The organism is Candidatus Nitrosopumilus sp. (assembly GCF_965263415.1).
Taxonomy (GTDB): Archaea; Thermoproteota; Nitrososphaeria; order Nitrososphaerales; family Nitrosopumilaceae; genus Nitrosopumilus.
The window spans coordinates 169,512-190,513 of record NZ_OZ253671.1; the positions used below are offsets into that span (position 1 = coordinate 169,512).

The window sequence follows — 21,002 nt, forward strand, 5'->3', positions numbered from 1 at the left end:
AAATCATAAGAAAACATCAGGAATTTACAATAGTTTAATTACAGTATAATGTTTCAAATTTTTGAAAGATATGTCCTTTGGTGAAGAAAAAGAAATGCATACAGCAACATGTGGTGATTGTGGAAATGAATGTCAAGTACCATTCAAACCTAAAGAGGACAGACCTGTTTATTGTAGAGAATGCTTCCCAAATCACAGACCTCAAAGACGCAGTGGGGACAGATTTGGAGGAAGATCAAGATTCAACAGACAAAGAGAGATGCATACAGCAACATGTGGTGATTGTGGAAATGAATGTCAAGTACCATTCAAACCTAAAGAGGACAGACCTGTTTATTGTAGAGAATGCTTCCCAAATCACAGACAAACGCCTAGTGTTTAAAAATAGAATAATTTTTAACTTCAGTTTTTTGTGCGTAAAATATACAAAATTTGTTAATTTTTTACCATAGAGAAAACTAGACTGTATAGCGATTTATGAAAAAACTCCAACAGTGTTTTTCCATCAATAAACCAAAACAAGTCTAATGTATATCATTTAGAATGTATTACATTGATCAGTTTTATTTCATTGATAAAAATAATTTTTCAAATGAAAAAAGAAGTTCCAAAAGTGGAAATACATAATCAACATACATGAAATTCTAAATGAGTTAAAGCAAGTTTGTTTAGAAAAACGAGTTTAATTTCCAAAAGTGGAAGAATCAAAAATGAGGATGAAGTTCACATTTGAATACTAAAAATAGGTTTTAATAATTAAAAAAAAGATTTTATTCAAATGGCAGAACGAAGAACAATAATGATTGATGATGATGTAGCAAAAAAAGTGAGAAATCTACAAGCAAAGAAAATTAAAGAAACTGCCGGAACTGTAAGTTTTTCTGCAGTAATTAACGAAATGTTAAGAAATTGTAATTAATCATAAATCTAAATATGACTATGAAAATCATACATACGTATGAAGATTAAAGTACAAAACATTCCAAAAAAAACACAACTTCTCTGTGGATTTGCATTAGAAAAATCAGATAAAGTTTTTGGATTACCAAAATTAGATGCAAAAACATCATTTGCCATTAAACAATCTCTCAAAGACATAGAAGGAAAATCAGGCAAGTTAACAATTGTTCCATCTACAGGAAAAAAGCAATTTCAAAGAATATTGATTGCAGGGATTGGAAAAAAAGAGGACATTACAAAGGATACTTTTAGACAAATTTCAGGTAAAATTGCTCAAAAAGCACGTGAATTAAAATTAAAAGAATTTTCAATAATCACACCGCCTACATTTGTTATTGATCAGACTTCGTCTACATCACAAATTGTAGAAGGAGCAAAGATGGCATTGTACAAATTTGAAAGATTCAAGGCTGAAAAAGAAGAAAATTCACCAGACATGACAATAATTGTTCCAAAATCAACCAAGATTCTAAAAGCAATAAAGACAGCAGAGATGGTTGCAGATGGAGCAATATTTACAAAAAGTATTGCCAATTTACCTCCAAACGAATGTACTCCATCAACACTGGCAAGTTTTGCAAAAACCATATCCAAAAATAAAATGAAGTGTAAAATTATTTCAAAACCAGAACTGAAAAAGAAAGGATTTGGTGGAATTACTGCAGTAGGACAAGGAAGTAAAAATGAACCAAAATTAATCATTATGGAACATAATCGTGGTTCGAGAAATGAAAAACCAATTGTACTTGTTGGAAAAGCTGTAACATTTGACACTGGAGGAATTTCATTAAAACCAGGAGCAAACATGGATGAAATGAAATTTGACAAATGTGGTGGTTGCACAGTATTAGGGATTATGAAAGCAGTTTCAGAATTAAAATTACCAATTAATGTAATTGGAATAATTCCATCTGTTGAAAATATGCCAGGAGGAGAATCATATCGGCCAGGAGATATAATAAAATTATACAATGGAAAAACAGCAGAAATTCTCAACACAGATGCTGAAGGAAGATTGATTTTAGCTGATGCATTAGCATATGGAGAAAAACATTACTCACCAAAGGCAATTATTGATTTTGCAACATTAACTGGAGCATGCATCATAGCGTTAGGAACTAATGTAGCAGGAATGGTTTCAAATAATGAAAAATTATCAAAGAAAATGTTTGAATCATCAAAAAACACTACAGAACAAATTTGGGAGCTTCCATTAAATCAAGAATTTATGGATATGATAAAATCAGATGTAGCAGATATGAAAAATATGGGTATAGGAAGGGCAGCTGGAACAATAACTGCGGCAGCATTTTTGAGAAATGCAATTGAAGATACACCATGGACACATTTGGACATTGCAGGTGTAGCTTGGACACAAATATCTACAAAAGAAAAATCATACAATCCAAAAGGAGCAACTGGGTTTGGAGTCAGATTAATTTTAGATTATTTACAAAAGTTGTAGATTAGTATCCTCTACTGTTTCTATCAGGCTTTCCGACATTTGGATTTCTCCATCCATGTTTTTCCATCATATGATTCATCAATCTAATATCATTATCACATATTTCTCCACAAACAGAACAGTTTGGCATGTAATGTTTTGAATAATTTCATTATTAATAGATTGTAAATGAGAAAATGCCAGCACTGTTGCTTCCCAAGGGCTCTCGCATCTTAGTAGCACAACAGCGACGTCAGGTTTGACTTCCAAGTTCGGAAAGGGATTGGGTCGCACCCTAACGCTATGGCCGGCTTGAAAATCAATGTTAAAATCTCAATTATTAACGTAACGAAATCGGATAATGGCTCCAAAATAGGTATAAAACAAAGAGATGACCGCTCTAGCACATGACGCATAGAGTCGGAGTTTTAGATCATGAACTCTGTCAGCCTAAAAAATGTGGTTTAGAATGCATAAAATACTGTCCAGTGAACAAATCAGGGGCAGATTGTATTGTACTAAACGAGGAATCAAAAAAGGCTCAGATTGATGAGGATATTTGTAATGGATGCGGAATATGTGTCAAAGTATGTCCATTTGATGCAATTACAATTGTTAATTTAGCAAGCGAATTAGCTACTGATAAAATTCATCAATATGGTCCAAATTCATTTCGATTATACAAATTACCAACTCCAAAGAAGGGAGAGGTAGTAGGATTACTTGGAAGAAACGGTATGGGGAAAAGTACTGTTGTAAACATACTATCAGGTAATCTAAAACCAAATCTTGGAAGATATGAAGAACCTCCAGAATGGGACGAGGTATTGAAATACTATAGTGGAACAGAGTTAAAACAACATTTTGAAAAAATTAAGCAAAATCAAATTCGTGCATCAATAAAACCTCAACAAGTTCATCAGATTGCACAAGCATTTGATGGAACTGGAAAAGAGCTCATTGAAAAATATGATGAAAGAGGAGTATCAAGAGAATTAATTCAAGAATTAGGATTACAAAACTCTGTTGATCAAAGCTTAAAGGAGTTAAGTGGTGGAGAACTACAAAGAATTGCAGTAGCTGCCGCAGCTTCTAAAGATACAGAATTTTACTTTTTTGATGAACCATCATCTTACAATGATGTTTTTCAAAGAACAGGCGTAGCACGGGTCATTCAAAGTCTTGCAAAACTTGGAAAAAGTGTAATGGTTGTAGAACATGACTTGACACTACTTGATTTTCTTAGTGATTATATCGAAGTGCTTTATGGAGAGCCATCAGCATATGGTATTGTATCAAACATTCTTTCAACCAAAGTTGGAATCAATGTTTTTCTTGATGGATATTTACCAAATGAAAATGTCAGATTCAGAGACAAGGCATTTTCCTTTGATGTTTCCTCCACATCTACTGATGAATTTCAAGAAGGAAGTGAAATTGTAAACTATCCAAAATTAACAAAAAAATATCCTTCATTTTCAGTTGAAATTGAGCCTGGACGAGTAAGAAAAGGTGAAGTTCTCGGAATTATGGGTGCAAATGCACTTGGTAAAACAACCATGATGAAGATGATTGCAGGTGTGGAAAAACCAGATTCAGGGGAAGTGGATAAAAAGATCAAGATAGCATACAAGCCACAATATCTTCAAAATGACATAGATGTAGAAGTTGTTGCATTATTAGATAAGGCAAATGGGAGTCCTGTAGAAGGAAGTCTTGAAGAAGAACAAATTCTTGATCCACTAAAAATTAAAAAACTCTACAATAAATCAGTAAAAAATCTCTCAGGGGGAGAATTACAAAAAGTGGCAGTTGCCTCTTGTCTTTTACAGAAAGTTGATTTGTATGCACTTGATGAGCCATCAGCATTTTTAGATGTCGAAGATAGAATTGCAGTTGCAAAATTCTTACAAAAATTTGTTCGCTCATTTGGAAAATCTGCAATTGTTATTGATCATGACTTGCAGTTAATGGATTTGATTTCAGACACCATGGTAATTTTTGAAGGAGAATCAGGCGCTGCAGGAAAAGCTACATCACCATTACCCAAATCAGATGCAATGAATAGATTCCTAAAATCACTTGACATGTCATTTAGACGGGATGAAAAAAGTCTCAGACCAAGGGTGAACAAACTAGAAAGTAGATTAGATAAAGACCAGAAAACATCTGGAAATTTCTATTACAAAAATTGACTCGAATGCTAAAAAAATCACTTGAAAGTATACTTTCCCCAAAAGAAAGTGAAGAACTGATTTCAGCTTTTGATCAGATTGGAGAGATAATTATTGTAAGAATTCCAGATTCTCTCTTACCAAAGAAAAAAATTATCGGAGAAACTCTATTGAATGATGTAAAGATTGTCAGAAGTGTATTTTATCAAGCATCAGCAGTAGAGGGAGATTTTCGTACACGGAATCTCGAGATTATAGCAGGAGAAGACAATACCGAGACAGAATATAGGGAATTTGGTTGTAAATTCATTGTAGATGTTGAAAATGCATTTTTTTCACCTAGATTATCTACTGAAAGAGATAGAATTGCAAACTTGATTCAAGAAGGAGAAATCATGACAAACATGTTTGCAGGTGTTGGAATGTTTTCAATCATAGCTGCAAAAAGGAAAAAATGTACAGTTTACAGTATTGACATTAATCCAATTGCATCAGAATTGTGTGAGAGAAACATCAAGCTAAACAAACTTGCAGGAAAAGTTGTCTCCATTAATGGAGATGCCACACAAACAATCAATGACCGATTGATAGACAAATCAGATAGAACTTTAATGCTACTACCTGAAAGATCTGATGAGTTTTTAGAATCAGCAATTAAAACAACAAAAGATGAAGGAATAATTCATTATTATTCTCATATACATGCAGACAAAAAATCAGATGCAGGGAAACTTTCAGAAGAACATTATCTGAAAGTTTCACCAGTAAAATCAGAGATATTAGGATCAAAAATTGTTAGACCCGTGGGTCCGAGGTATTATCAAACAGTTGTAGATGTTAAAATTTTCAAGTAAACTAGTCATCTGAAGTAATCGATGCAGGTGAAGGTTTTGTAGTTGCCATTACATATCCTATCCATGCAACAACTCCAAGAATTCCTCCTGCAATCATCAGGACTGATAATTGCAAAACAATTGGGCTCCATTCAGATAACATCAACAGATAAGCATATAGGAAAAAACCAGCAATACAAAGAACAAAAATTGTAACTCCCATTCCTTTACGTTTGTCCATGGCGGAAAATTTTATGCGAGTTATTTATTGGTTTTATCTAAGTTAATTCAATTGCCATAAGATATGCGTCTTCACCATCACGATAATAGGCGTTTAGTTGTTGTCTTATTACAAAACCAAGTTTTTCATAGAGCCTTACAGCCTCCACATTACTACATCTAACTTCCAAATAGAACTCATCACATTTTCTCAATTTGACGCCATTTACGGATTCTTCAACTAGTGCTTTGCCTATTCCTCGCTTTCTATAATCATCAAGAACAGCAACTGAAACAACATGACCTTTTTTTACAAATCCAAGTTTTTTGAAATTTGAGAATCCATACTCAGTTTTACACATAATGTAACCAACATGTTTTCCTCCAATTTCAGCTACAATAAATGCCTCTGGAAGTTCTGCAAGCAAGCTCTCGTAGAAATAATCAGAATAATGTTCAGGAAGGGTTTTTAGATTAATTTCCATTACTGAGATAAGATCGCTTGCTTCAGCTCTTCGAATATTACAATCTCCCAATTGTCGAAGAATTACTTGCATACTAGGAGATAAGACCATCAATATTTAATTTTAAACCAAAAAACCATTTAATGGAAAGAATTAGTGATAAAGAGTGGAAGAGCATTCTCAAGAGGAAATAATTTCTTTAGTCAATTCCATATTTGATGTAAGTGATTTTGTAAAAACAGAATTTTCTTTAGAATTTAAGATTGAAGATTTTGAATTTAAATCAAAGTTCGAAGAATTGGCTAAAAAATTAGAGAATATGAGATATGTTTCTAAATTAGAAAAAATAGATGGAGGATTATACGTAATTATTCAGAAATTCCCCCCAAGAAAACAAAGAAGGTGGTTGAGTTCATCATGGGTTCCTCGAATATTGTTTGCAGTTGTAATTTCATTTGTAATGATTGACGGATATTTTAGAACTTCTGGAACAAACTCTATTGTAGAAATTGGGGACCCATTAGAAATGGCAGGAGTCTATACACTTTCACTTTTAGGAATTTTAGGAGTACATGAGCTAGGACACATTATTGCCGCAAGAGCTCATGGATTAAAAACTTCATGGCCTTACTTCATTCCGGGAATACCAGTATTTGGTTTTCTTCCAACATTTGGTGCATTTATTCAATCAAAAGGATTAACAATAAATCGGGAAATTTTATTTGATGTTGCAATTGCAGGACCAATTGCAGGATTAGTTATTGCAGTGATTGTTTCAATCTACGGAGCATATACAGCACCAATTTTAGATCCAGAATTTGCATCAGGATTATTTGAAGAATCAATACTTACAGAATGGAGTTTTGGAGAACCACTGTTAATGACTGCAAGTTTAGCCATGTTTGGAAAAGGTGGAGAAGGACAAGAAGTAATCATGACTCCAATAATGTTTGCAGCGTGGGTAGGATTTTTAATTACATTTTTGAATTTACTTCCAGCTTGGCAATTAGATGGAGGCCATATGGCTAGAACATTACTTAACCCAAAACTTCACAGATATGCCACGTTTGGAAGTATAGCAATTCTAGTTTTATTAAATTATGTGTTTATGGCAATTTTGATTCTTATCTTGAGTTCAAGAAATCCAAGTGCAAATCCACTAGATGATGTGTCACCACTTTCAAGAAATAGAAAACTAGCATACATTGGAATCATCGGATTAGCAATTTTATGTGCACCATTACCATCAGATTTTTTGCCTAGTTTTCTACCGTAGTAAGAGTCTAGCACCATCTGAAACTACAGCAACTTTTTGTCTTGCACCTTGTGTCTTTAAAATATAATCCATAGAATATTTTATCCCAGGTAAGGAAATCATGTTTAGTTTCTTTGCATAAAATTCAGGTAGAATTGAAACTAGACCAATCTGAAAATTCTTTTGTATTTCAGAAAGGAACAAAAGATCTTCCATACCGCCAACATATTTAGTAGGATTTTTCAATTGTTCTAAAGTTAATCTGTTTTCAATGTATTGTTGAATTGCATCAGAACCTAATCCCCCTTTACATTCAGCGACTAAAATTGCAAGACCATCTTTTTTTATTGCATTTGAACAATTCCATAAAGATGAAAAGGATTTTCCAAGATTGTCATTGCTTGCATCTTTGCCAGTACTAATTATCATTGTTTTATGTTGACCAACATCTTTGATTGAATTTGATTCTAGAATCTTTGTATTAGACATAGTTTCTGAAGGATGTCCAATTGAAAAATCAACAATTCCTTGAGAATTTGCAATTAATTCAATTCCTTGAATTTCAAAATTATCAGAAAATTTCTTTGCTTCTTGAAGACTTTCAGGGTATTGTCCAGAAACAGGGAGATTTCCTTGCCTTTTTGCATATGCTGAAAGCATAGAGTCTAAACCAAATTTTTTGATAAGACGTGTAGAAATTGTTTCATAGCCAAAAAGACCATCAAATTCCATTTCACCCAGAAATACAAGATTTGAGTTAGGATTATCAAAATTATCAAATTCATTAATTGAACTACCCTCAGGAAGTCCTGCTTTTACTTGATTCAGTATTTTTTTATCAGTAAGGATTTTTGGGAATGGTTTTGATTTTTGTTCACATAATGTAAACATGGATGAGATTATTTTTTGAATGGATTTTGAGTTATGTAAAACAACAAGTTCCATCGGTTTTGAATAATCTATAGTGCTCAATTTTTCATTGATCGCTGAATCATCTAAAACCTTACCATCAGAATCAATTTTTTGCTCTAAATTCTCGGCTCTTATGTCCAAAACAACGTCTGTAATACCATAATTTAACCAAATTTCAGGCATAATTCATTCATAATACAAACCAAAATAAATCCAGTGTAGTTAATTTTGATATGGAATTTGTAAAAGAGTTTGCAACCTTTTTGCATCAAAAAGGCATCATAAAATTTGGAGATTTTACACTAGCCAGTGGAAAAAAGAGTTCATACTATGTAGATCTAAGACTAGTTCCAAGTTATCCTCAAGAATTTAGGAAAATGGTAAAATATCTAGAAAATGAGATTGCTCAAAATATAGGATTAGACAAGTTTGATTCTATAGTTTCAGTACCTACAGGAGGTTTAGTTATTGCATCAGCATTAGCAATTGAAACAGTAAAACCATTGATCTATGTTAGAAGTAAACCAAAAGATTATGGAACTTCAAAATCAGTTGAAGGAAAAATTAATGATGGAATGCAAGTAGTTATGATAGATGATGTTGCAACAACTGGAGGTTCTGTTGCAAATGCAATCAAGTCATTAAAAGAAGTCAATATTTCAGTAAAAGATGCATATGTAATCGTAAATAGAATGGAAGGAGCAGATGAAGCCTTGAATGAGTTAGGTGTTAAAATGCATTCAATTCTAAATATTTTACAAATTACGGAAGCATTACATGAACAAAATCTAGTAGATGATGAGATTTTAGAAAAAGTGAAAAATCAAATTGGTAAATGAGTTTGGCAGCTCAGACAAATGCCTTCCAATCATCATTCAGATATAACTCTGATTCTTCATTGCAGCCAGTAAAATTTGATTCTGCTTATTTTAAAACTAATTGAATATAATGGGCCCGAAGGGCTTCGATCCCTTGGCTCACCGGTTATGAGCCGGTTACTCTACCAAGCTGAGTTACGGGCCCTAAGCAGATGAATTTTTTCTCAGGTATAAAATGTTATGAGATTAACAGTATTCTTCAAAACAACTATCCAATAACAAATTTTGTGCTGAGATAGATTTTTCTGCTATCTCAATTAATTTGTCATAATCAGTTGAAGATTTCTCAAGAACGTTTCTCCATGATGCTGCGTGTCTAATGTCAGCTTCTGTATGTAGCTTGAAGTATTCTGTTGCTTCATCACTAGTCATACCATAGAATTCTGCCAAACCATCTAGTTTTGTTTGACTGATTTTTGGAATTTCTTTTTCAAAGGCATACATTGCACATGCACCACCTTCAAAAGTATCCATTAATTCATTCAAATCAGATACAGCTTTTCTTGTTTTTGGTAAACCTGAATAAGATAGTAATTCTTCTTCAGAAATTCCAAGTTCTCCTGCAAAAGCAATCCATGGTTTAATATGATCAGATTCTTCTTGTTGATTTTCAACTAATTCTTTTACAACTGACTCTGGAGCTTTTTGAATAATAGGAGCCATAAAAGATGGAACCTCCTTTACTAATTGGAAATATTCTTTAGAATACCCTGCCAGAGATTCTTTTGTTAATTTTCCATCAGACCATGCTTGGTAAAATGGATGTTTTAGTAAACTTCTTTCTTCAATCATTTCATCAATTTTTTTAGTTATGTTCATGATTTGACTCCAAATCTGCCAATAAAAAAATCTTTGTGGTTTACAAAAGATTTTATGGACAAAATACAGAATTTTCATGGGTTCCAGTGGTGTAGACCGGTCAAGCATACTGCCCTTTCAAGGCAGTGATCCCGGGTTCAAAATCAATCGATGAAAATCCCGGCTGGAGCACCAAGATTTAATTAACAATGAGAAAATTTTTCAACAGAGGCCCCATCTTGGACAGAAAAAACATCGAGATTAATCCTTTACTTGAGACATATGGAGAATATATCAAAAAAATTGATCAGGCTCTAGATAAAGAACTAGACCTATATTCAGAATCAGAATTCATTGATCCTTTGAAATATTCTCTAGAAGGAGGGAAACGAATCAGGCCGATTATTCTTACTTTATCAGCTGAAAGTATTGGAAAAATTGATGATAACACCTTTGCAGCATCTTGTGCAGTCGAATTTTTGCATATGGAATCAATAATCCATGATGACATTATTGATAATGAAACAATGAGGAGACAAAAAGATCCATTCCATATCAAATATGGATACAATACCAGTGTGCTTACAGGTGATTTTGTTTTAGGATTAATTTTGGCAATATGTTCCAGATTAGATAATCCTAGAATAACAAAGGATTTGGCAACTACTGCAATGTTAATGAGTGAGGGGGAAATGATTGAGAGCAGATTGGAAACAAGTGAAGATGTTACATTTGATGACTATCTCAAAGTAATTGAATACAAAACTGCAACTGCATTTGAAGTAGCAGCTAGAACAGGTGCAATTATTGCAAATGGAACAGAAGAACAAATTGAAGGATTAACAGAATATGGAAAAAATATTGGAATTGCTTATCAAATTAGAGATGATTTGTTAGACTGGAAAAATGAAGACAAGTTGTTTAACACTCTGATTAAGAAAAGCTCAGATCCAAGAGACGTCTTTAACAAAATGGAAGAATTGTTAAAAGAATATTCTGAAAAAGCAAGAACAAGTTTAAGAAAGATTCCAGACAATGATGCAAAAATAAATCTAGATAATTTAATTAAATTTACTTCGTTTAAGGCATAAGTCCTAAACTAACTACTGGTGTTGCAAATTCTACGAATTTGATAAGTGGTTCTGGATAGACACCAAATCCTACTAAGAAGATAATAGAGAATATCATTACTGCTACAATTGATTTTGGTTCTGAAACTCTCTTTTCTGTTTCTCCTTCAAAGTACATCTTTCTTGTAATCCAACCATAGTAAGCAAGGGATAATGCACTGTTAAGAACGCCTGCAATTGCAAGCCATGGAGCCCACCATAATGCAGTACTAGCATCTAATGCACTTCCAAATAGCATCAATTTACTCCAAAATCCGGAAAGTGGAGGAACACCGGCAAGAGCAAATAATGAAATCACCATACCTAAAGCAGTAATAGGCATTCTTCTTCCAAGTCCTTTGAGTTTATCAATATGAGTTACAGCAAGAGTTGTCACAATTCCTGCAATTGCAATAAAGGCAGCTCCCTTCATTACTGCATGGTTAAAGATTTGATACAAAGAACCTTGTAAACCTAGAGAGCTGTATGGAGCAACTGCCAATCCAATCAAGATATAGCCAGCATGTGCAATACTAGAATAAGCCAACATTCTTGAAAGATTCTTTTGCATAATTGCAGCGACATTACCTATTGTCATAGTCATTACTGCGATAATTCCCAGAGCTAAAGTCCAATCAAGATTTAGAGCCACCATTCCAAGTATTATTATTCTAATAGCAGCGGCAAATCCTGCTTTTTTGGTTGCAGCTGCAAGAAGTGCAGTAACTGGAGATGGTGCACCTTCATAAGTATCTGGAAGCCATTGGTGGAATGGAACAAGTCCCATCTTGAATCCAAATCCTGCAATAAACATTCCAACTGAAAGTAATGCTAGCGGCAATAATGATGGATCAAGTGTTGAATATCCTTCAATAACTTCTCCAATATTTGTAGAACCAGTTAATCCATAAGATATTGCAATTCCGTAAACGATTATTGCAGAAGATAGTGCACCAAATAAGAAGTACTTTAATGCAGCTTCGTTTGAACTTGGATTCTTTTTCATATATCCAACCAAAATGTACGTTGGAATACTCATAAGCTCCCAAGCAACAAATAACATTACCAAATCAGTTGAGTATGCAACAAGAATCATACCGATTGTTGCAAGTAAAATTAACGAATAGTAAACAGCAGGAGAATTGTGTTTTCTCATATAGTTAAAGGAACCAACTGTTGTGAACAAAGCAACAATTAACATTGCAATTGCAAAGAATCCACCAAATGCATCATCTACGATTACATCATCAGAGAATAGAGCAGAAGCAGCAACGTTTTCGTTAATGAATTCATAGCCAACATATGCTATGGATACAATTAACGCTGCAAATGCAATTACAGCATAAAATGAGTTAGAGCCTTTTTCTTTTCTTGCAATGCTGATTATTGGAAGAAGAACTCCAACAGTTCCTAAAATTGCAATTAGTATTAATGGTGTGGAAGTAATTTCTAACATTTCATATCTCTCCTACATCAACAATATCAGAACTACGAATAGTAATCCTGCTCCAAATACGAATAGATATGATTGGGAAACACCAGTCTGAGTTCCTTGTACAACTTTAGCACCCCATGCAGTTGCCTTCTGGAATCCATCATTCATACCGTAATCGATAGCTGTCTTTTCAAAGTATCTGAATACACCTCTTGCTAACCATAATGGCGCCACTACAAAGCACCAATACACTATTGCGTTGAGATACCATCTACTTAAGATGACTTTGTGAATTGCGTAAAAGAAAATGTTTGAATTTACAAATTTGACAGGATCAACCCATCTACCAATATAGAATATGTAACCTAATCCAATTCCTGTTGCAAATGCAACAAGTGAAGCACCAAGTGCTACTGGATTAATTCCTTTCAAGAATTCTGGCAATATTGAGGATTCAACTTTTGCATGTTCACTATGGATTCCAAATGAATCTTCAAGATATACTTCAAACATATGGTGCAATCCATGTTCTGTAGATAATCCAATCAATCCAATTCCGATAGTCAAAACTGCAAGAATTCCGTATGGAACCCACATGGATAATGATGCTTCATGGATATGATGTCCTTCTTCTTCCATCTTTTGGATATGTTTGCTCTTGTTACCAAAGAATACCATGCCAATCATTCTTGTAGTATAGAATGCGGTAATTATTGCAGTTAATACTGCAATTGCAAATAGTGGTAATGCCCATTCGTTTCCAGAAGTATAAACTGCTGCAAAAATTGCATCTTTACTCCAGAAACCTGTTGTGATAAATGGTGCACCCATTAAACCAAGACCGGCAGCCCACATGAAAGCATATGTCTTTTTCATTTGTTTTCGTAAACCACCCATATCAGTCATGAAACGAGAACCAACAATATGCAACAAAGAACCTGCAGCCATGAATAATGATGCTTTGAACATTGCGTGAGAAATTAAGTGGAAGAATCCAGCGGTGTAACCATCAACGTATTGATGAGATAATCCTGCAACGCCTAATGCCATCATCATGTAACCAATTTGTGAACCAGTTGAATATGCAAGAACTTTCTTAATTTCTGGATTAACCATACCTTGGGTTGCAAGTAATAATGCAGTTATTGCACCAACCCATGCAACAATCTCAAAGAATTGGTCGGCCATAATACCTGCAGCACCTAATGCAAAGACAATTGGTCCTATTCTTGCAACCAAAAAGACACCAGCTTTTACCATTGTTGCGGCGTGAATTAATGCAGAAACTGCAGTTGGACCAGTCATTGCTTCTAAGAGCCATTCGTTTAATGGGAATTGTGCAGATTTACCTACAGCACCACCAAATAACAGTACAAAGGCAGGAACCAACATGCCTTGAGCATTCATAGCAATTGCCCATTCATGATCCCCCATCAGTTCCTTGAAACCAAATGTTCCTGCAAACAAGAAAATCAAAAGCATACCTGCAATCATCATCACGTCACCTACTTTGGTCATGATGAATGCCTTCATACCGGCGTGTGTTGGAGCATAGTAATCTAACAAACCAAGAACAGTACGTCCTTCTTGTCCAACATGATCTTTCTTTTTATCACGATACCAAAAGCTGATCAATGCATAAGATGCAAGACCCACACCTTCCCATCCAAAGAAGACTTGTAGTAAGTTATCAGATAATACAATTAATTGCATAGAACCAATAAAGAACATCATCCAGAACCAGAATCTTGTAATGTCTTTATCGCCTTTCATATATCCAGTACTGTAAATCATAATCAAGAATGAAATCCAAGCAACAACATTTGCCATAATGACTGAAAGTGGATCAGCTAACACACCACCTTTCAGACCAATTGCTTCAATCCACATAACCTGTTTGTGAATTTCGCTTCCTTCTACTGCAAGGGGTAACAAAGATGCAGCTGATAGTGCACTCATTAATGCAAATCCAACTGCGACATAACCTGTTGCTTGTTTTGAGAATTTTCCAATACCTGGCATAATGAGTGCAGCAGCAAATGGTAAAATCCAAACAAGCCATGCTGCAGCAGATGTTGCTTCAAATGGTAAACCAATAGCTTCAGTTGCCATATTAGACTCCCAACACTCCATTCATGTAAGGCATAATTGTGTTCAAGAAAATATCTGGATAAATTCCAAGTACTACAGTAAATCCAGCTAATACCATCATTGGTGCTGTCATGTACCAACTTCCTTCTTTGACTTTCTCTAGATGTTCAGGTGTTTTACCAAAGAATACTCGTTTTAGCATCCATAACATGTATGACATTGTTAGTGCAGTTGCAACAAGTCCTAGACCAAATGTTACTGCTCTAAGTGTAGAACCTTCTTCAATTGCAGTTTCTAATGCACCGTAAAAGAGAATCCATTCTCCCATAAATCCACTGGTTGGTGGAACACCCATAATTGTAAGTGCACCAATAACTGCACATACTGCAGTGATTGGCATCTTTCCAGCAAGGCCACCAAGTTTAGAGATACTACGTGTACCTACTTTAACAATGATGATTCCGGCCATCATGAAGAGAATACCTTTTCCAAGTCCGTGAGTGATATACATCATCTCGGCACCGGCAAGGCCCATTGAAGACATTGAACCTATACCAAATAGCAGGTAACCCATCTGGCTGATACTAGAATAAGCAAGTAATCGTTTTAGATCATCTTGCATTAACGCCATTGCACCACCATAGAGCATCGTAACAAGACCCCAAATGTGGAACCAAATTGAGAGTTCTGCAAATGTGGACGGTAAGAATTCAACAATTAATCTAAAGATACCATATGCACCAATTCCGATCATTGCAGGGGACAAAAGTGCACTAATTGGAGTAGGTGCTGAACCGTGAACATAAGGTAACCAAACATGGAACATAAAGACAGCAAGTTTTACTCCAAGGCCAATCGCAATCGCAATTGCCGAGATCATTACAACGTCTTGAGGAATTTCAGATTCTTTGATATCAGCAAAGTCAAAGCTGCCAATAGTCAATCCAATCATTAAGAATCCTAATAGTAAAACAACTGCACCAGCGTGAGTCCAAAAGAGGAACATTAAACCAATCTTTCTTCTTGGACCATCACCCCAAAGAGCAACTAAGAAGAAACCAGGAATCAACATAACTTCAAAGAAGATATAGAATTCTATCAGATTTGTTGACATGACGGTTCCAAGCATTCCCATTGCAAATACAAGGTATAGTGCAAAGTAAAGACCAGATTTTGCATTTACATAATTAGAAAGAGCAGATGATTCAACAACAGAACTTTGTCCACTTGAAGAAGGATTGATTTTTTGCTCTTCTTCAAATTGTTCATGGAATTTGTGAATCATGTATGGTTTTGAATAAAGTACCAAAATTGTGGATAGTACATAGATGATTATTGCAAATGGAGATGCTAAACCATCAAGTAAGAAACCAAATTCACCAAATTGCTCAGTCCACGGATAGTGTTCTTCTACGGTTCCAGACATGGCTGCGTTAACTACAAGAATTGTAGTGTAAAGTAAGATTGCAAATGTAAACCACATAGCAGGAGTTGGTCCTACTTTTCTTCCTAAGATATATGCTATAGGAGATAAGAGTAGTGGCAAGAAAACTGCCTGTAATAATGCGTATTCCATTATCCTTTCAAGCTCCTAAAGTCTGCAATATCGACATTCTGATACATACGATATGCTACAATGATTAATGATAGTCCGACTGCTACTTCTGCAGCTGCAATTGCAATAGAGAATAATGCCAATGTTTGACCACCACTATGTGGTAAGAATCTACCAAATGCAACTAAACTTAGGTTTGCAGCATTAATTATAATTTCAACTGCAAATAACATTCTAATGAAATTACGTTTAACTGCAAGACCATAGATGCCTATACCTAACAAGGCAACAGACACAAGTGTAAAATCAATTAGTTCGTTGGTCATCCTCTACATCCTCTCGTTTTGCTAATACAAGTGCACCAGTAACAGAACCAGCTAAAATCAATCCCATCAAAATTAATGCAGGCCAATAATATGTCACAAAGTCTGTACCAATATCTCTAAAGTCAACAGGGGGTTCATCAGTGGTGATTGTTTTAATCCCAGAATCTAAAAAGACTGCGCCTAATCCTACCATTACAACCATCATCAAACCGATTCCGGCAAACTTTCTTCTTTTATCTTCAATTTTTTTGAATATGAGTTCTCTTTTTACCAACATAACAGTAAACAAGATAAGAACTGCAATAGAGCCAACATAAACTGCAAGTTGGAACAATGCAACAAATGGAGCATCTAACAAAAAGAAGAATCCGGCAATACCACCAAGAGTTCCCATTAATGCAATGGAACCATAAATTAATGATCTTAATTCAAGCGCTGCAATTGCAGAACCAATCGTGATTACAGTAAGAGCTAAGAATGCAGCATCAGCCATGTGTTGCACCTCTATCAGTGATTTGGATTTCACTATCTTGCGTAAGATATGGTTTTACTGCAAGTTGTGCAGGAGTGTAAATTAGACCTTCTTTAGTAAATGAAGATAATTCATAATCATTTGTCATGTAAAGTGCATAGAATGGACATGCGTCAACACAAAGACCACAGAAAACACATTTTCCATAGTCAATTTGAGGCATGATAGATTTTTTATTTTGTTTTTGTTCTTCAGGAACTTTTACCATTGCAATTGCTTCTGCAACACCTTCACATGCAATTGAACATAATTGACATCCAGTACAGTGATCATGGAATAGCATATGTCTTCCTTTTAACCCAGCTATACCAACACCAGTTGAAGGATCAAACTGATAACCATCACCTACAAATTTTAGTTTCTCTTCAGGATAACGAAGTGTAAATCGTTTGATGGCCAGATGTTTGATTCCTGAATTTAATGCACGAATAATTCCAGTTGCAGTTCCCATTATTGTAATCCTCCTGGTCCCAAGACTCCAGCGTAAAGCAAGCCTAGTGCAATAAAGATGTTAACGAATGCTAGTCCAATTAATTTAGTCCAACCAAGACTTAACAACATATCAATTCTGATTCTTGGGAACACACCCCTAGGTAATAGTATGAAGAAAATCACACCAACAGTTTTTAGAACAAACCAAAGAGTTCCATTTAGCATTTCTTGATCAAACAATGGCAATCCAGGGAATGGACCTATAGTGAGAGGACCCATTTCAACTCCAGTAAGTAATTCTTCAGGGAATGGAGGAACAACCATTGGACCGTTCCAACCACCTAAGAATAAAACAACAAACAATCCTGCAAATGCATAAAGTTTCAGATAAGTTCCTAATTGAACTAAACCATACATCATTCCAGAGAATTCAGTTAACCAACCAGCAACAATTTCACTTTCTGCCTCTGGCAAATCAAATGGAATTCTTTCTAATTCTGCAAGCATTGTAATAAAGAAGACAATAGCCCCAACTGGCAAAAAGATAATCCATGGGAAGTTTGACTGACTAGCTGCAATCTCAGACAAGTTGAGAGTACCAGTTAGAATTACTACACCCAACAAAGACAAGATTAACGGAATTTCAAATGAAACCATCTGGAAGAGTGCTCTAATACCACCAATGAATGGGAATTTACTGTTAGCAGACCATGCTGATAGAATTGTTATGATAGGGAAGAAACCAATTACTGCAAAGACACCAAGTAATCCCAAGTCCACATCTGCAACTACCCAACCAGGAGCTACAGGGATTAACGCAACAAATGCAGCAGCTGTTGCAACAAAGATTACAGGAGCTGCCCAGAATATTGGCTTGTCTGCTTTTGCAGGAATAATAATCTCTTTAGAAATCAGTTTTAGACCATCACCGGCTAATTGTAAAATTCCTTCAATTTTTCCACAGTAAAAAGGACCAACTCTTAATTGTAATTTAGCAAGCATCTTTCTTTCAACAAAAATGGTGGCAGCAGCTATCAAAGCAGCAAATCCAAATCCCGGAAATGCCATCACTCTAAACATATCAGTTGCCATGAATGCTTTTATGATTGGTAAACTACGGGAAGGATCAGCCATCCAAGTCATTGCAAGAAATGGTGTAAGTAATTCACCATTAATTACAGGCATTTCAATGTAGAACAAGAGTACTTGAATTGCAGGTAATCCAACTAGAGATACAAGAAGTACTATCCAAAATGCATTATCAAGAAGTGATTTGATAAACTCACTTAGTTTGAACTTTGGTGCTAGAGCTGACATTTATCTATCTGCCTCCACTGGCCAATAATTGAGACTCCAATAAACAGATGGCATGTTACCAAGTTTTTCACCAATCAAAAGATTAGGTAAGGCAAGTAAGTTTCTAAATGAAGGAACACTCATCTTTACTCTGTAAGGTTCAGTTTTACCATCAGATACAATATAACAACCAAGTGAACCTCTACCAGATTCTACACGTTTGTACACGGTAGCAGGACCTTTAGTCTTAGGATTTGGCTTTAGTTTTGTTCTGACAGAACCAGACTTTGGCATTTTCTGTAATGCTTGTCTGATTATATTGCAACTTTCCATCATGTCAAGCCATGGGACTCTAGATCTTGCATAAGAATCTCCTTCTTTCATTACATTAGTATGAACATCTAATTCATCATAGACATCATAAGGTGCTTTTACTCTCAAGTCATAATCTACACCACTTGCTCGGAGTACTGAACCAGTGGTTCCATATCTAATTGCATTTTCACGAGATAATACACCAGTGTCTTGTGTTCTTGAAATCAAGATAGGATTATCATAAAACACTGCAGCATATTCTTTGATACGTTTCTCAAAGTAATTTACTTGACGTAAACATACATCTTCAAAGTTTGCAGGCAAATCATTTCTTACTCCACCTGGAATAAAGTGTGCGTGTGTTACTCTAGCACCAGATACTTTTTCCATAAGATCAATTAAGAGTTCTCTATCACCTGCAGGCCACATGAACATTGTAGAGTGGCCTAAGAAAATTCCATAAATTGCAAGCCAGTACATTGTATAGATACAACGATTTAGTTCTGAACAAATTACTCTAACATACTTTGCACGTTCTGGAACTTCAATTCCAAGAATTTCTTCTGCACCTAAAACGTATGGATAAAGAACATTACATGAATCATGAATTACTGGTCTTTCTAAGTGAGGAACATTGGTGATGTAGTTTCTATATTCTGCCATCTTTTCTTCTCCACGATGTACATATCCTGGATCAGGATCACATGCAACAATATAATCACCATCAATTTGAACAACAATTCTCATGTGGCCAGAACCTGGATGTTGTGGTCCAACATTGAGAGTCATAATTCTCTCATCTACTTTTTTGAGTGCTAATCCTGGTGGCATTATATCAGTCATTATCATCTACCCTTTATTGCAAAGTCCTTTCGAAGTGGTGGTAAATCTGCCCAATCTTCAGGCAAAAGTAATCGTCTGTTATCTGGATGACCATCAAAGTAAACACCTAACATTTCAAAAACTTCTCTTTCACCAAATTCTACACTATAAAATACATCTCTGAGAGTAGGGAGTTTTGTAGAATCTTGTCCTGGAATTGGGTTTGATTCTCTAGGAGCACGTGTTGATAAAGTAAGAACTTGTCTTGCAAGAGAGGATTCAGTGTAAGAACCAAGATGATAAACTACTTCAATTTCGTTATCTGCAGGATAATCTACGCCTGAAACAGATTCTGCATGATCATAATGTAAATCATCACGAATGAATTGGGCTACATTATGAACATTTTCTTTACTTGTTTTAATTCCAATTCGGTCTTCTTTTACAAAGTCTACTTCTACTTTATCTCCAAATTTTTCAACTAATTTATCAGAAATTCCTTTTTCAAATGCTGGGAGTTCTACGGGTTTTTCTTCAGTTTTTGCGGCAGGTTTTGGTGCAGGTTTAGGAGGAGCTGGTTTCTCTTCAGTTTTTGCGGCTGTTGGTTTTTCAGAATCACTACTCATTATACAAACTTCCTAGCCTTCATTCTCTTAATTTTCTCTTGTAACAAAATACATCCTTGTATGAGAGTTTCAGGTCTAGGTGGACAACCTGGAACATAGACATCAACTGGAAGTACTCCGTCAATTCCTGGAAGTACATTGTATGAATCAAAATACAATCCTCCAGTAATTGCACAAGCTCCCATAGCAATTACATACTTTGGTTCTGGCATTTGATCATAAACTAATCTGAGACGTGGTGCCATCTTTCTTGTAATAGTTCCTTGTACAACAACTAGATCACATTGTCTAAGTGATCCAAATGCTTCGATGATACCAAATCTTTCAACATCATATCTTGGACTTGATGCTGCACCAAATTCTACACTGCAACAAGCTGTTTCAATGTGGACAGGCCAGAGTGACCAAATCCTACCCCAATTGATGGCGTAGCCCAATGGTTTGTCGATTGCTTTTTCTAAAATATCTCCGAGTTTTCCTACAAAGACATTTGCGTTTTCTGGTGTTACTAAGTCTTTAAGCAATC

23 protein-coding genes, 2 tRNA genes and 1 rRNA gene are annotated in these 21,002 nt (G+C 35.2%); 9 read left to right on the forward strand and 17 right to left on the reverse strand.

The window, feature by feature from the left end; genetic code table 11:
* Nucleotides 1-70 precede the first annotated feature (70 nt).
* The 3 genes from ACQY22_RS01555 (at nucleotide 71) to ACQY22_RS01565 (ending at nucleotide 2,425) form a co-directional block, all read left to right on the forward strand.
* The gene (locus tag ACQY22_RS01555; protein WP_428325559.1) at nucleotides 71-382 is read left to right on the forward strand and encodes a CxxC-x17-CxxC domain-containing protein; all 312 of its coding nucleotides are present in this window, start codon (nucleotides 71-73) and stop codon (nucleotides 380-382) included.
* Nucleotides 383-778: 396 nt separating this feature from the next.
* On the forward strand, nucleotides 779-919 hold the full coding sequence (locus ACQY22_RS01560) for a hypothetical protein (RefSeq protein WP_428324811.1): 141 nt from the start codon (nucleotides 779-781) through the stop codon (nucleotides 917-919).
* 39 nt (nucleotides 920-958) lie between these two features.
* Nucleotides 959-2,425 carry a leucyl aminopeptidase gene (locus tag ACQY22_RS01565; RefSeq protein WP_428324812.1) on the forward strand — a complete coding sequence of 489 codons (1,467 nt, stop codon included), beginning with the start codon at nucleotides 959-961 and terminating at the stop codon, nucleotides 2,423-2,425.
* A 1-nt stretch (nucleotide 2,426) separates the two neighbouring features.
* On the opposite strand, the gene ACQY22_RS01570 is transcribed toward ACQY22_RS01565, so the two are convergent.
* Together ACQY22_RS01570 and rrf are read right to left on the reverse strand one after the other, a co-directional pair.
* Entirely contained in the window at nucleotides 2,427-2,555 is a 129-nt protein-coding gene (locus ACQY22_RS01570; RefSeq protein ID WP_255430846.1) for a hypothetical protein, read from the reverse strand.
* 44 nt (nucleotides 2,556-2,599) lie between these two features.
* A 5S ribosomal RNA gene (gene rrf, locus ACQY22_RS01575) occupies nucleotides 2,600-2,719 on the reverse strand.
* A 92-nt stretch (nucleotides 2,720-2,811) separates the two neighbouring features.
* Between rrf and ACQY22_RS01580 the strand changes: the two genes are divergently transcribed.
* Entirely contained in the window at nucleotides 2,812-4,599 is a 1,788-nt protein-coding gene (locus tag ACQY22_RS01580; RefSeq protein WP_428324813.1) for a ribosome biogenesis/translation initiation ATPase RLI, read from the forward strand.
* A 5-nt stretch (nucleotides 4,600-4,604) separates the two neighbouring features.
* On the forward strand, nucleotides 4,605-5,432 hold the full coding sequence (locus ACQY22_RS01585) for a class I SAM-dependent methyltransferase (protein ID WP_428325504.1): 828 nt from the start codon (nucleotides 4,605-4,607) through the stop codon (nucleotides 5,430-5,432).
* A gap of 1 nt (nucleotide 5,433) precedes the next feature.
* Here the strand turns inward: ACQY22_RS01585 and ACQY22_RS01590 are convergent, their stop codons facing one another.
* Together ACQY22_RS01590 and rimI are read right to left on the reverse strand one after the other, a co-directional pair.
* Nucleotides 5,434-5,652, reverse strand: coding sequence for a transcriptional regulator (locus ACQY22_RS01590; protein WP_428324814.1), 219 nt, complete (start codon nucleotides 5,650-5,652; stop codon nucleotides 5,434-5,436).
* Nucleotides 5,653-5,689: 37 nt separating this feature from the next.
* Entirely contained in the window at nucleotides 5,690-6,187 is a 498-nt protein-coding gene (gene rimI, locus ACQY22_RS01595; protein WP_428324815.1) for a ribosomal protein S18-alanine N-acetyltransferase, read from the reverse strand.
* Between the two features lie 73 nt (nucleotides 6,188-6,260).
* On the opposite strand from rimI, the gene ACQY22_RS01600 reads away from it, so the two are divergent.
* Nucleotides 6,261-7,370, forward strand: coding sequence for a site-2 protease family protein (locus tag ACQY22_RS01600; RefSeq protein ID WP_428324816.1), 1,110 nt, complete (start codon nucleotides 6,261-6,263; stop codon nucleotides 7,368-7,370).
* Here ACQY22_RS01600 and ACQY22_RS01605 read toward each other — a convergent pair.
* The gene (locus tag ACQY22_RS01605; RefSeq protein ID WP_428324817.1) at nucleotides 7,362-8,444 is read right to left on the reverse strand and encodes a transcriptional regulator; all 1,083 of its coding nucleotides are present in this window, start codon (nucleotides 8,442-8,444) and stop codon (nucleotides 7,362-7,364) included. The two genes, ACQY22_RS01600 and ACQY22_RS01605, sit on opposite strands and share 9 nt — an antisense overlap.
* Nucleotides 8,445-8,494: 50 nt before the next feature.
* On the opposite strand from ACQY22_RS01605, the gene pyrE reads away from it, so the two are divergent.
* Nucleotides 8,495-9,100, forward strand: a complete 606-nt coding sequence (gene pyrE / locus ACQY22_RS01610) for an orotate phosphoribosyltransferase (protein WP_428324818.1) — start codon at nucleotides 8,495-8,497, stop codon at nucleotides 9,098-9,100.
* 110 nt (nucleotides 9,101-9,210) lie between these two features.
* Here pyrE and ACQY22_RS01615 read toward each other — a convergent pair.
* A tRNA-Ile gene (locus ACQY22_RS01615) sits at nucleotides 9,211-9,284 on the reverse strand.
* A 41-nt stretch (nucleotides 9,285-9,325) separates the two neighbouring features.
* Nucleotides 9,326-9,958: a TenA family transcriptional regulator gene (locus tag ACQY22_RS01620; protein ID WP_428324819.1), complete on the reverse strand. Its 633-nt coding sequence runs from the start codon at nucleotides 9,956-9,958 to the stop codon at nucleotides 9,326-9,328.
* An 80-nt stretch (nucleotides 9,959-10,038) separates the two neighbouring features.
* On the opposite strand from ACQY22_RS01620, the gene ACQY22_RS01625 reads away from it, so the two are divergent.
* Together ACQY22_RS01625 and ACQY22_RS01630 are read left to right on the forward strand one after the other, a co-directional pair.
* Nucleotides 10,039-10,132, forward strand: a tRNA-Glu gene (locus tag ACQY22_RS01625).
* A 44-nt stretch (nucleotides 10,133-10,176) separates the two neighbouring features.
* The gene (locus tag ACQY22_RS01630) at nucleotides 10,177-11,028 is read left to right on the forward strand and encodes a polyprenyl synthetase family protein (protein ID WP_428324820.1); all 852 of its coding nucleotides are present in this window, start codon (nucleotides 10,177-10,179) and stop codon (nucleotides 11,026-11,028) included.
* Here the strand turns inward: ACQY22_RS01630 and ACQY22_RS01635 are convergent.
* From ACQY22_RS01635 to ACQY22_RS01680, 10 genes are read right to left on the reverse strand one after another with little or no spacing between them, the layout of a single operon-like run.
* On the reverse strand, nucleotides 11,018-12,502 hold the full coding sequence (locus ACQY22_RS01635; RefSeq protein ID WP_428324821.1) for an NADH-quinone oxidoreductase subunit N: 1,485 nt from the start codon (nucleotides 12,500-12,502) through the stop codon (nucleotides 11,018-11,020). The two genes, ACQY22_RS01630 and ACQY22_RS01635, sit on opposite strands and share 11 nt — an antisense overlap.
* 12 nt (nucleotides 12,503-12,514) lie before the next feature.
* Nucleotides 12,515-14,593, reverse strand: coding sequence for an NADH-quinone oxidoreductase subunit L (locus ACQY22_RS01640; RefSeq protein ID WP_428324822.1), 2,079 nt, complete (start codon nucleotides 14,591-14,593; stop codon nucleotides 12,515-12,517).
* A gap of 1 nt (nucleotide 14,594) precedes the next feature.
* The gene (locus tag ACQY22_RS01645) at nucleotides 14,595-16,148 is read right to left on the reverse strand and encodes a complex I subunit 4 family protein (protein ID WP_428324823.1); all 1,554 of its coding nucleotides are present in this window, start codon (nucleotides 16,146-16,148) and stop codon (nucleotides 14,595-14,597) included.
* Nucleotides 16,148-16,453, reverse strand: a complete 306-nt coding sequence (gene nuoK / locus ACQY22_RS01650; RefSeq protein WP_141976563.1) for an NADH-quinone oxidoreductase subunit NuoK — start codon at nucleotides 16,451-16,453, stop codon at nucleotides 16,148-16,150. The genes ACQY22_RS01645 and nuoK overlap by 1 nt, the downstream gene beginning before the upstream one ends.
* Nucleotides 16,434-16,946 (reverse strand): NADH-quinone oxidoreductase subunit J family protein, encoded by a 513-nt coding sequence (locus ACQY22_RS01655; RefSeq protein ID WP_428324824.1) that lies wholly within the window; start codon nucleotides 16,944-16,946, stop codon nucleotides 16,434-16,436. The genes nuoK and ACQY22_RS01655 overlap by 20 nt, the downstream gene beginning before the upstream one ends.
* Entirely contained in the window at nucleotides 16,939-17,436 is a 498-nt protein-coding gene (locus ACQY22_RS01660; protein ID WP_048069014.1) for an NADH-quinone oxidoreductase subunit I, read from the reverse strand. The genes ACQY22_RS01655 and ACQY22_RS01660 overlap by 8 nt, the downstream gene beginning before the upstream one ends.
* Nucleotides 17,436-18,734 (reverse strand): NADH-quinone oxidoreductase subunit NuoH, encoded by a 1,299-nt coding sequence (gene nuoH, locus ACQY22_RS01665; RefSeq protein ID WP_428324825.1) that lies wholly within the window; start codon nucleotides 18,732-18,734, stop codon nucleotides 17,436-17,438. Before nuoH ends, ACQY22_RS01660 begins: the two co-directional genes overlap by 1 nt.
* Nucleotides 18,735-19,871, reverse strand: coding sequence for an NADH-quinone oxidoreductase subunit D (locus tag ACQY22_RS01670; protein WP_428324826.1), 1,137 nt, complete (start codon nucleotides 19,869-19,871; stop codon nucleotides 18,735-18,737). It lies immediately after the preceding gene.
* A 2-nt stretch (nucleotides 19,872-19,873) separates the two neighbouring features.
* Nucleotides 19,874-20,476 carry an NADH-quinone oxidoreductase subunit C gene (locus ACQY22_RS01675; protein WP_428324827.1) on the reverse strand — a complete coding sequence of 201 codons (603 nt, stop codon included), beginning with the start codon at nucleotides 20,474-20,476 and terminating at the stop codon, nucleotides 19,874-19,876.
* Entirely contained in the window at nucleotides 20,476-21,000 is a 525-nt protein-coding gene (locus ACQY22_RS01680; protein WP_428324828.1) for an NADH-quinone oxidoreductase subunit B, read from the reverse strand. Before ACQY22_RS01680 ends, ACQY22_RS01675 begins: the two co-directional genes overlap by 1 nt.
* Nucleotides 21,001-21,002 lie beyond the last annotated feature (2 nt).